We start from the raw sequence: 12564 nt of genomic DNA on the forward strand, positions 1-12564 counted from the left end.
GCTATCAATAAGAGGTACAGCGATATTGGCAAGTAATACAGAGAAAGCGACGGCATCGGGATATCCGCCATAAACACGAATAATAAAAACTAATTATGTACAAGAAAAAGAAAAAGCTCGATATTTTGAATTAAAAATTATCGAGCTTTTAATAAAAATGCAGAATATATTTATTTGGCTTAAATTAATAACTAAATAGCTTCTTCGTCTTGTTCACCAGTACGAATACGAATAACACGATTCACATCAAAGACAAAAATCTTACCATCACCAATTTTACCTGTTTGTGCCGTTGTCATAATAGTCTCTACACAGGTTTCAACAATCTCATCAGAGACAACAATTTCAATCTTCACTTTAGGTAAAAAGTCGACCATGTATTCAGCGCCGCGGTAAAGCTCAGTATGCCCTTTTTGGCGACCGAAACCTTTCACTTCTGTTACGGTCATTCCCGTGATACCCACTTCGCCGAGCGCTTCTCTTACATCATCTAATTTAAACGGCTTAATTATCGCTTCAATTTTTTTTCATCGTATTATCCTGCTATTACCAGTTGTGGCGACCAAAACCGCTTGTAATTGGGTATCTGCGATCTTTACCAAAATTACGACTTGTAATACGTGGCCCAACAGGGGCTTGACGTCGCTTATATTCATTAATATCGACTAATTTTATCACTTTACGGACTGTCGCTTCATCAAATCCGACTGCAACTAAATCAGATACAGATTTATCTTGTTCAACATAACCTTCAAGAATAGCATCCAGAATGTCATAAGGAGGTAAATTATCTTGGTCTGTCTGTCCCGGTGCAAGTTCTGCTGATGGTGGCCTATCAATAACACGCTGAGGAATAGCGGGTGAAAGTGTATTACGATATTTAGAAAGTTCAAAAACTAACGTTTTAGGTACATCTTTTAGTACATCAAAACCACCCGCCATATCACCATACAATGTGGAGTATCCCACGGCTGATTCACTTTTATTGCTTGTCGTTAACACTAAACGGCGACGTTTATTCGACATTGCCATCAAAATAACAGCACGACAACGTGCTTGTAAATTTTCTTCGGTAGTATCTGCCGCGGTATCTTTAAAAATAGGGGCAAGCTGAGTCATAAAAGCATCAAACATGGGTTCAATGGAAACCGTATCAAACTCAACACCTAATAAATCTGCTTGTTCTTTTGCGTCATGAATACTCATTTCTGAAGTATAACGAAATGGCATCATAACAGCCTGAACACTCTCTTTTCCTAAGGCATCAGCCGCGATAGCAACCGTTAATCCAGAATCAATACCACCAGATAATCCAAGAATTGCACCTTTAAAACCGTTTTTAATGACATAATCACGTGTTGCAAGCACTAACGCTTGATAAACTTGCGCTAAAGGTGAAAGTTCTGGCGCAGGATCTTCCATCGGAATAATATTTAATTCGTCAAATTCAACGATGGTAGTTTGCTCATCAAATGCGGCTAAACGATGCGTAATAGTACCGCGTTCATCAAATACTTTTGAACAACCATCAAACACCAACTCATCTTGACCACCAATTTGGTTAAGATAAATCACAGGAAGATGTGTTCTTTGGCAATGTTCTTTAATGAGTTGTGTACGAACATGGGGTTTTTCACGGTTATAAGGAGATGCATTAATAGATAGAACGAGATCAGCACCTGCTTGCTTTAATGCATCGATAGGTTCATTGATCCAAATATCTTCACAAATTAACAAACCTAGATGGTAGCCTTTAAATGGTACCACACAGCGCTCATTGCCTTGTTGAAAATAACGCTTCTCATCAAACACACCATAATTAGGTAATTGCTGTTTGAAATAACGCGCTTGTAATTCACCTTTATAGAAAAATGAAAGTGCATTGTAAATTTTGCCGTTTTGCCACCAAGGATGTCCAACAACAATCGCCGTTTTTTTACTTGCTTGTTCTAAACGCGTAAGTTGTGTTTCACAACGCTGTTGGAAATCAGGACGAAATAGCAGATCTTCAGGAGAGTAACCGCATAAAGCCAATTCAGAGAACATGACTAAATCAGCCTCTTCTTGTGCTTTAACGGTAGATAACATGCGTTCGCAGTTACCTTCAATATCGCCAACAACCCAATTAAGTTGAGCCATGGCGAGTTTTAGTTTACGACTCATAACAATTAGTCTCTCCGCTATCTTCCGCATAAAAGGAAAGTTAGTTTAAAAATATATTCGTTATCTGAAAAGGTTATTCTTTAAAATCATTCGCATCTAGCTCATGACGAGATAACAATTTGTAAAACTCAGTTCGATTACGCCCAGCCATACGAGCGGCTTGGGTCACATTGCCCTTTGTCATTTGTAAAAGCTTTCTCAAATAGGTCATTTCAAAATGCCCTCTAGCTTCTGCAAATGTAGGCAGTGCTGTATTTTCACCTTGTAATGCCTGTGTTACAAGCGCTTCACTAATCACGGGTGCCGTTGTTAACGCAACACATTGCTCAATCACATTAACCAATTGGCGCACATTACCCGGCCAACTTGCTGTCATTAAGCATTTCATCGCATCGGTTGAAAAGCTTCGAACAAAAGGTTTATGACGTTTGGCAGACTCTCTCAATAAGTGATTAGCAAGAATAGGAATATCTTCGGCCCTCTCACTTAATGTCGGAATACGTAAATTAACCACATTTAAACGATAGAACAGATCTTCACGAAATTCATTACGTTCCATCGCTTTAGGTAAATCACGATGCGTTGCAGAAAGAATACGTACATCAATATCAATATCGCGGTTACTGCCTAATGGGCGAACTTTTCGCTCTTGTAAAACACGTAATAACTTAACTTGCAATGCCATTGGCATATCGCCAATCTCATCTAAAAATAATGTGCCACCTTCAGCGGCCTGAAACAGACCTTCACGACTACTCACCGCGCCTGTAAAAGCGCCTTTCGCATGACCAAATAATTCAGACTCGAGTAGTTGCTCTGGTAAAGCACCACAGTTAATGGCGATAAAAGGTTTTTTTGCTCTAGGACTTGCGCGATGGATAGCTTGAGCAAGCACTTCTTTCCCCGTACCACTTTGACCATTGATAAGTACACTCACATCTGATTGGGCGACGAGTTTTGCTTGCTCTAATAAACGTAGCATTTGCGGGCTACGTGTTACGATATCTTTTGACCATTCCTCATCTGAAACAATCGTCACAAGCTCAAGAGCTTCATCAATCGCTTTATACAGTGCGTCTCTATCAACCGGTTTGGTTAAAAAGCTAAATACCCCTTGCTGTGTTGCCGCTACCGCATCAGGAATAGAGCCATGAGCAGTAAGAATGATAACAGGCATACCGGGTTGTTGACGTTGTATTTCAGCAAACAATGCCATGCCATCCATTTCATCCATTCGGAGATCACTAATAACAAGGTCTATTTTTTCTTTTAAGAGAAGTTTTAGTGCTTCTTGTCCACTTTCAGCGGTGAAGATATGAAAACCTTCACTTGTTAATCGCATACCAAGTAACTTTAATAACCCAGGATCGTCATCGACAAGTAAAAGATTTGCTGATTTATGGCCAGCCATGCACATTCTCCTTATTTAGAACCTGCTTCAGTCGGTTTTGAGCTTTGTGTGTCAGTATCCGTTTTGACAGGTTCTGGTTTTACCGCCTCAGGTTTCGTAGATTCAGTTTTCGTAGATCCTGATTTTGAAGGCTCTGGTTTAACCACTGTTGCAGAAGGTTGTTTTTCCTCGCCCTTTGACTTATCTGTTATCGATTGCGTCGAAACAGGTTTTTCAGTCGTTTTTTCAACCTCGGGTTTTTCGGTAGTCGGTTTCTCTGTATTTACTGTTTCGGTTTCCGCAGAGGTTGCGGGTGCGCTCTCGGCTAAATCTTCATTTTGCGATAGCGAATCAACAGAGCTACTCTGTTTTCTATTCGATAACTGACGTTCAATTTGGGTAAGGCTTTCAAGCTTTTTCAGGGTCACATTCAGTTCATGCTGTAACACACTATTTTCTTTTCTTAGCGTATCAATTCTATTATCCGTATCTGTGGTTAAACGACGATAACGACTTTTTTTCTTCTGCTAAAGAGAGAATGAGTGTTTGGTTCTCAATCCATGTCGATAATAGTGTTCGCATAGAACTCGGAAATTGTAATTTATAGCTTTCTAATAACACTAATTGTGTTCGACGATCGGCAATCGTCATTCCCGCACGCTCTAATAGGATACTTTTATAAAATGCATCATCCCAACCTGTGACGACAACACTGCTTGCTTGACGCTGTGCTTCTGTCGTCATTATGCGGTTTGTACATTCAATGACACGTAACCAATAAAGTGCGTTATTGATACCTTCATCATAAAATGAGCTTAATGTTTTGCATTCAGCCCAACGATAATCAATCGTTTTTTGTTTAACAACAGGGATTTCTTGCTCAGGCTCTTGTGTCTCAGTGAGCGACTTTGGGGTACACCCTGAAAGAACCAGCGGAAGCATAATAAATAAGAAACACTGCTTCCAATTTGATACGATTTTTCTAGTTGATGCAGGGGCCATAGATAACAATTCAATACCAAGCATCTTCTTATTTATTTTTTTATACTCATGATGAGGAGATGCTCGTTTTTGTGACCTGATTTGCATTATTTAATCTCAGAAAGTAGCGGTAATTCAATACGAAAACAGACATCGGCATAGTCAGAAGGAACAACGCTTAATTCACCTTCCATTCTTTTGATACAATCATGAGCAATACTTAAACCTAAACCACTTCCTTTTACAGCCCCTTTACGTAGCAACGATCCTTGGAAAAAGGGTTCAAAAATCATTTTTTGTTCAGATTCAGGGATAGGCGTTCCTTTATTGGCTATATCAATAACTATTTTCTGTTCAACTTGATAACTAGAGATCCAGATATTACCTGATTCAGCACCATAGTGCACCGCATTCGAGTAGAGATTGTCGATAACTCGTGATAATAACGTCGCTTCTGCTCGACATGTGGTTAGATTAAGTGAAATTATCGTTTTAATATCTTTTGCTCTCGCGGGTAAACTGTGAGCTAATACCACGTCATTGACTAAATCAGTCAAGTTCACATCTTCTATTTGTTGAGGGACTTCAGAAAGTTTACGATTATAATCAAGCAGTTGTTCAATTAATAGTTGTAATTGCTTGCTGCTATTATCAAGAATTGAAACGACTTCTTTTTGATCAAGCGTTAAAGGACCTGCTACTTCATCAGCTAATAATTCTGTGCCTTCTCGCATACTGGCTAATGGTGTTTTTAACTCATGAGAGATATGACGCAGAAATTCATGTCGCTGTGATTCAAGCCATGCTAAACGCTCACTTAACCAAATAATACGTTGAGCTAATGAACGTAACTCTCTAGGCCCTTGAAAAGTATCTAAATTATTACTGAGTGTGCGTCCTTCACCTAATCGATTGATCATCTTTTCAATCCCTTTAACAGGACCAATAATCATTCGAGTAAATAGCGCAATGAGGATCAAGCTGAAAACAAAAACGATAAGACTTTGCCAACCGAAATAGCGACCTTTCTCAGCAATTGCCATTTGGAGTTGTTCACCACGGCTAAAAATAATCTCTTTAGTTAATACCACAATACGGTTATTGGCATAAGAGAACTGCTCTAAAGCTTGTTGCATCTCTTTGGTGGGCTCACTGCTTTCACATTGAATCGATGTTAATTTTTCAAGTGAGGTATTAAGTACATCGGCTTCTTTAGAAGCAGAAAGAGGTATAATGGTTTGCTGTAATGTTGAGAAGAGTTTGGTGTATTGCTGGTAACGTTGCTGATACATATCATCATCGGTTTTATCTCTTAACACACAATATCGACGATAGTTTCCTTCCATTTCAATTGCTAGATTTCGCATCACTTCACTACGTTCAGTATCTGCAAGTGCATTTTTATTAGTAATAGCCGCCTGATTACTTAATTGATCAAGACTTTGATAAGCCTGATAAGCAAGCACAAGCAAAGGTAATAACACCATCCAAAATGCCATTATTACGAGCTGTCTTAAAGAACGAGGGAAAATACGCCACTTTTTCAATGAAATCATCTCAACACCTATTAGAGTAATGCGATGCTACATGACTTGATAACAAGAAAAAAGTCCGACATTAGGAAAATCAAATAAGAGAACAAACACAAACGAGGAAATGGGGCTGACTCTAGAAGTGGGAGAGCGGAATATCTTACTGAGATATTCCGCTCGTCAATATTTCATCTCTTTTTTCTCTAAAAGAGAATGAAGGTGGTGCCTCACTCCACGTGTCGCCCTGTGTTTGATAAGGTCCGAAGACGAGTATCATGATGTTGGACGGTAGGCACCTTACTCTGGCGTCATTCCTGGCTTATGTGGTATGTTCCCACCCATATTGTGGACCGACATAAAAAGTTGAATGAGCAACTGATTTATATAATGCACAAGGCGTGCCAACTTTTCAAGTAAATATTTAACGCGTTGAAAATAAACAAAAAATAAAAAATCTCTCTAATATTTTATTTATCACTCTTTTTTATCTAGTTATAAAACAATCAAACTGTCTCCATATCCAGACAGAGTTACCCTAAATTTAATAATTACTTATATTTCAATTAATTAAATGTCGCCAAAAAGAGACACTTAAAATAACGAGATGTCACCTATTTTATACAATGAAAAATAATTACCTTTATTATCAATAAAATAAAGCCTCTAACAATGTAGAGCTTTATGTGTTTATTACTAAGGTAATATTACCTTTGATTAATCAAATTGTTTTCTTGCATTGCGGAATAAACGCATCCAAGGGCTGTCTTCCCCCCAGTTATCTGGATGCCAAGAATTACTGACCGTTCTAAACACACGTTCTGGGTGAGGCATCATAATGGTTGAACGACCATCTTTTGTCGTGACCGCAGTGATCCCTTTTACAGAGCCATTAGGATTTAATGGATATTGTTCTGTTGGATTGCCATAATGATCCACAAAACGTAATCCTACTAAATTTTGAGCCTCTAGTTGTGCTAATTGCTCTGTATTACGGAATTCAGCAAACCCTTCACCATGAGAAACAGCAATAGGCATTTGTGAACCCGCCATACCTTGCAATAATAATGATGGGCTTTCTGTCACTTTCACTAAACTAAAGCGCGCTTCAAAACGCTCAGAACGATTGCGAACAAAACGAGGCCACAAGTCTGCACCTGGAATAAGTTCGGATAATGTTGACATCATTTGGCAACCATTACAGACCCCAAGAGATAAAGTATCTTGGCGTTCAAAGAATTGAGCAAACTCATCACGTAAACGAGAATTAAATAAAATAGACTTAGCCCAACCTTCACCCGCACCTAATACGTCACCGTAAGAGAATCCACCACAAGCCACCAGCACATCAAAATCACTGAGTGAACGTCGTGATGAATGTAAATCACTCATATGAACGTCGATAGCATCAAAACCCGCCCTATCAAAAGCAGCCGCCATTTCAACATGAGAATTAACACCTTGTTCTCTTAATACCGCAATACGAGGACGGCTTCCAGTTGCAATATAAGGTGCAGCAATATCTTCATTTGGATCAAACGTTAACTTCACATTTAACCCTGGATCGTTGAGATCTTGTTTTGCTTGATGTTCTTCATCCGCACACTCTGGATTATCACGTAGACGCTGCATTTGCCAAGTTGTCTCTGCCCACCAAAGACGCAATGTACTGCGTTTTTCATTATAAACTTCGGTTTCACGACTTTGGATAATAATGGCGTCATTTTCTGTTGCTTGGCCTAAATAATGTAAACAATCCGCTAAGCCATATTCAGCAAATAATGCTTCGACAACCTCTTGATGTTCACCACGAATTTGGATCACACCACCGAGCTCTTCATTAAAGAGTCCCGCTAAAATATCTTCATCAAAAGCACTAATATCAACGCTTAAGCCACAATGACCTGTAAATGCCATTTCGGCAAGAGTGACAAATAATCCACCATCAGAGCGATCATGATAGGCCAACAATTTGCCATCACTGACCAATTGCTGCATCACATTGAAGAACTGTTTTAATTGCTCAACATCACGAAGATCTGCCGCTTTCTGACCTAGCTGACGATAAACTTGTGCGAGTGCCGTCGCACCTAATGCATTATGTCCATTTCCCAAATCAATCAAATACAAGCGGTTGCCTGCTTGTGTTGATAATTCAGGTGTCACTGTTTTACGCACATCTTCAACACGAGAGAATGCCGTAATAACTAAAGATAATGGGGATGTTACTTCTTTAGTTTGACCGTCTTTATCTTGCCAACGCGTTTTCATTGACATCGAATCTTTGCCCACAGGAATAGTAATGCCTAACGCTGGGCATAGCTCTTCACCAATGGCTTTCACTGCGTCATATAAACCGGCATCTTCACCAGGGTGACCTGCGGCAGACATCCAGTTAGCCGAAAGCTTAATGCGATTAAGCGCTTCTACATCACAACCCGCCATATTTGTTAGCGCTTCCCCGACGGCCATACGTGCAGATGCAGCAAAATCTAACAATGCGATAGGTGCGCGTTCACCAATAGACATCGCTTCACCATAATAACTATCTAATGTTGCTGTAGTAACAGCACAGTTAGCAACAGGAATTTGCCAAGGACCAACCATTTGATCACGTGCAACCATACCCGTTACCGTGCGATCACCAATAGTAATTAAGAAGGTTTTTTCAGCAACGGCGGGTAAATGAAGAACACGATAAACCGCATCTTTTAAATCGATATCTTTACGAGAGAGATACTCACCTTCTGTTTTAAGCGATTTTACATCACGCAACATTTTAGGCGCTTTACCTAATAATATGTCTAATGGCATATCAATCGGCTTATTATCAAAGTGTGTATCATTGAGCACTAATTCACGCTCTTGTGTTGCTTCACCGATCACTGCATAAGGTGCTCTTTCTCGCTGACATAACGCATCAAAAAGAGGCATTTTTTCAGGTGATACCGCCAATACATAACGCTCTTGGGATTCATTACACCAGATCTCTAGTGGGCTCATACCTGGTTCATCATTAAGAACATCACGCAATTCAAAACGACCACCACGACCGCCATCATTAACTAATTCAGGCATTGCATTAGAAAGACCACCAGCACCAACATCATGAATAAATAAAATCGGGTTATCGTCACCTAATTGCCAACAACGATCGATAACCTCTTGGCAACGCCGTTCCATTTCTGGATTATCACGCTGAACAGAAGCGAAATCTAAATCTGCATCTGATTGACCCGATGTCATAGAAGAAGCAGCCCCACCGCCAAGGCCGATATTCATAGATGGTCCACCAAGTACAATCAACTTGGCACCAACGGTGATTTCACCTTTTTGTACGTGATCTTCACGAATATTACCGATCCCCCCAGCTAACATAATGGGTTTATGGTAACCGCGAATTTCAATACCATTGTGGCTATTAACACGTTCTTCATAGGTTCGGAAATAGCCGAGTAATGCTGGACGACCGAACTCATTATTAAATGCAGCACCACCTAACGGGCCTTCAGTCATGATGTCTAATGCATTAACAATACGCTCTGGTTTACCAAAATTTTCTTCCCAAGGTTGCTCAAATCCAGGAATACGTAAGTTAGAAACCGAAAATCCAACTAGGCCCGCTTTAGGTTTTGCACCGCGTCCAGTTGCACCTTCATCTCGAATTTCGCCGCCCGATCCCGTTGCTGCTCCTGGCCAAGGTGAAATAGCCGTTGGGTGATTATGCGTTTCTACTTTCATCAAGATATGTACAGGTTCTTGATGATAGTGATAATGTCCTTTTTCTGAATCGGGATAAAAACGCCCCGCCACAGAGCCTTCCATTACTGCGGCATTATCTTTATAAGCTGACATGACATAATCAGGCGTTTGCTCAAACGTATTTTTAATCATTTTAAATAATGATTTATCTTGAGCTTTACCATCAATGATCCAATCAGCATTAAATATTTTGTGGCGGCAGTGTTCGGAGTTAGCTTGTGCAAACATATAAAGCTCAACATCGGTTGGATTACGTTGTAAGCGGTTAAACGCATCGACTAAATAATCAACTTCATCGTCTGCTAACGCTAACCCCATTTCGATATTAGCTTTTATTAGTGCGTCTTTACCTTTCGCAAGCACATCAATCGTTTTTAGTGGTGCTGGGGCTTGCTCAGCAAAAAGTGCATTTACATCTTGATAATTTAAAAAAATGGTTTCCATCATTCGATCATGAATAAAACCATAAAGCTGTTGCCACTGAGTGGCGGTCATCGTACCGCACTCAATAAAATAGGCGATACCTCGTTCAATTCGGACAACCTTGGCTAGACCACAGTTATGAGCAATATCTGTCGCCTTAGAAGACCAAGGTGAAATGGTTCCTGGACGAGGTGTAACGACTCGCATTTCCCCAACAGGCTCATGTTCTGTTAATGATGGTCCATAATGTAGGAGTTGACGTAATTTAATTTGATCATCTTCAGATAACTGCTCTTCCACTTTCGCGAAATGGACAAATTCCGCGTATATACTTTGTACAGGAAGATCATTTTCCTGACATAGAGTGAGTAATTTATTAATACGAAACGCGGATAAAGCGGGGGAGCCACGCAGGATTTCCATAGTATTGAGTTCTCTCTTTTAGCAGCTAGCCTGATCAATCATTCAGGGGAAACGCGCCTAGTATAATAGAATAACCGCCCAGACGAAACCGTTTGCGTGAACAAAATAACGGCATTTAACTTAGCGTGTTTTAATGATTAATTGGTGTAATCAAGTTGCGTCTTGCCAATATGTTAAGCAAAATGCTCGATTACTGGAAATTTATCCATGTTAAAATGACAATTTTACACACAACAACAAACAACGTTAACGAGAGCCAACCTATTGAATAATATAAGGATAAACTATTTTGTTATCGTTATCATAGCGCTTTTTTCAGCGGCGATTATCGCGTTGAATATTACATGGCCAGATAGGCAAAAAGCGCAGATAAATAAGATTTTATCTCGTGGTGAGTTAAGAATTAGTACGATACCTTCACCATTGATAACGATGAACGATAAAAAGGACCCCGTAGGTTTCGATTATGAATTAGTGAAACGCTTTGCTGATTATCTAGGCGTGAAACTTGTCGTTAATATGCGGACAAATATCAACCAAATGTTTGATGATCTGGAAAATAATAAAGCTGACTTTATCGCCGCCGGATTACTTTATAATAAAGAGAGATTAGAGACGACACGCAGTGGTCCTGCTTACTTTTCCGTTTCTCAACAGCTCATTTATCGTAAAGGGACATTAAGACCACGTAGCTTTGATACATTAGATGGGCGTCTTGTTGTCACAGCCGGCTCGGCTCATGCAAGTTTATTGCGAACATTAAAAGAGACGCAATATCCTGAGCTTGAATGGGAAGAATCAGATAATCAGACAACCTCTCAACTACTAGAGGCATTATCAGAAGGCAAAATCACCTATGTGTTAGCAGATTCAATTAGTGTTGCAGTACAACAACGCATTCATCCTAATGTTGCCGTAGGGTTTGAAGTCACTGAAAGCCGTCCATTAACATGGTATCTACCAGAAGGTGAAGATAATAGCTTATATGCAGCAATGCTCGATTACTTTAATCAATTATCTCAAGAAGATGTATTAGCAAGACTTGAAGAAAAGTATTTTGGTCATGTAGGTTCATTTGATTACTTCGATACTATCTCTTTTATTACGGCGATAGATTCTATTTTGCCAAACTATCAGCCTCTTTTTGAAAAGTATGCTGATACTTTCGATTGGCGATTATTGGCCGCTATGGCATGGCAAGAATCACATTGGGATCCTCATGCTACATCACCAACAGGCGTCAGAGGATTAATGATGTTAACTCGCCCTACTGCATCAAGTATGGGTGTTACTGACAGACTGGATCCTGAAGAGAGTGTTCGAGGAGGAGCGCAATATCTTAAGCATCTCCTTTCGCGCTTACCGGATTCTATCCCTGAAGATGAAAGAATTTGGTTTGCATTAGCCGCATACAATATGGGGTTTGGTCATATGCTTGATGCCAGAAGGCTTACTGAGCAACAAAATGCCGATCCTGACAGTTGGCTAGATGTAAAATCAAGATTACCTCTACTTAGCCAAAAGAAATATTATGCAGATCTCCCTTATGGCTATGCGAGAGGTCATGAGGCTTATCGTTATGTTGAAAACATTCGACGATATCAACTTAGCCTTGTCGGTTACCTTCAAGCTAAAGAGAGCAAAAATAAAATATTATCGAAAGATAAAGAGAATAATAACGAGGGTGAACAAGAAAGAACATCATTGTCATTGACTCAAGATATGGCTTATCAATAATTTTGATAATAAAAACAGCCCATTAAGCAACACAGCCTCTTTTTATAGAGGCTTATTTATTTCATTTCTACTATTCAAAAACCACTTCAACCATTAAACAATCTACTAAATTAATATTTTCTTAATCTTAAAAATTACTACATTTTTTTATGCCAT

The 12564-nt window shown here is 39.6% G+C and carries 8 protein-coding genes and 1 pseudogene; 1 reads left to right on the forward strand and 8 read right to left on the reverse strand.

Annotated elements, in window-relative coordinates; all coding sequences use genetic code 11:
• From BHE89_RS22590 to purL, 8 genes and pseudogenes are all read right to left on the reverse strand, one after another.
• A pseudogene (locus BHE89_RS22590) lies at positions 1-93 on the reverse strand (RnfABCDGE type electron transport complex subunit D); the annotation flags it as partial.
• A 98-nt stretch (positions 94-191) separates the two neighbouring features.
• Positions 192-521, reverse strand: coding sequence for a nitrogen regulatory protein P-II (glnB, locus tag BHE89_RS22595; protein ID WP_128860786.1), 330 nt, complete (start codon positions 519-521; stop codon positions 192-194).
• Positions 522-546: 25 nt separating this feature from the next.
• A complete protein-coding gene (locus BHE89_RS22600) occupies positions 547-2163 on the reverse strand; it encodes an NAD+ synthase (protein WP_069367839.1) in 1617 nt (538 codons plus the stop codon).
• Positions 2164-2236: 73 nt separating this feature from the next.
• A complete protein-coding gene (glrR, locus tag BHE89_RS22605; RefSeq protein WP_023581612.1) occupies positions 2237-3574 on the reverse strand; it encodes a two-component system response regulator GlrR in 1338 nt (445 codons plus the stop codon).
• Positions 3575-3585: 11 nt separating this feature from the next.
• A complete protein-coding gene (locus BHE89_RS26670) occupies positions 3586-4002 on the reverse strand; it encodes a hypothetical protein (RefSeq protein WP_353615160.1) in 417 nt (138 codons plus the stop codon).
• Between the two features lie 31 nt (positions 4003-4033).
• A complete protein-coding gene (locus BHE89_RS26675) occupies positions 4034-4642 on the reverse strand; it encodes a hypothetical protein (RefSeq protein WP_286146425.1) in 609 nt (202 codons plus the stop codon).
• On the reverse strand, positions 4642-6090 hold the full coding sequence (locus tag BHE89_RS22615) for a sensor histidine kinase (protein ID WP_069367837.1): 1449 nt from the start codon (positions 6088-6090) through the stop codon (positions 4642-4644). Before BHE89_RS22615 ends, BHE89_RS26675 begins: the two co-directional genes overlap by 1 nt.
• A gap of 690 nt (positions 6091-6780) precedes the next feature.
• On the reverse strand, positions 6781-10671 hold the full coding sequence (gene purL / locus BHE89_RS22620; protein ID WP_069367836.1) for a phosphoribosylformylglycinamidine synthase: 3891 nt from the start codon (positions 10669-10671) through the stop codon (positions 6781-6783).
• A gap of 264 nt (positions 10672-10935) precedes the next feature.
• On the opposite strand from purL, the gene mltF reads away from it, so the two are divergent.
• Positions 10936-12408, forward strand: coding sequence for a membrane-bound lytic murein transglycosylase MltF (mltF, locus tag BHE89_RS22625; protein ID WP_069367835.1), 1473 nt, complete (start codon positions 10936-10938; stop codon positions 12406-12408).
• The last annotated feature ends 156 nt before the right edge of the window (positions 12409-12564 follow it).

Origin of the sequence: Shigella sp. FC1967, assembly GCF_001743005.1 — a bacterium.
Taxonomy (GTDB): Bacteria; Pseudomonadota; Gammaproteobacteria; order Enterobacterales; family Enterobacteriaceae; genus Proteus.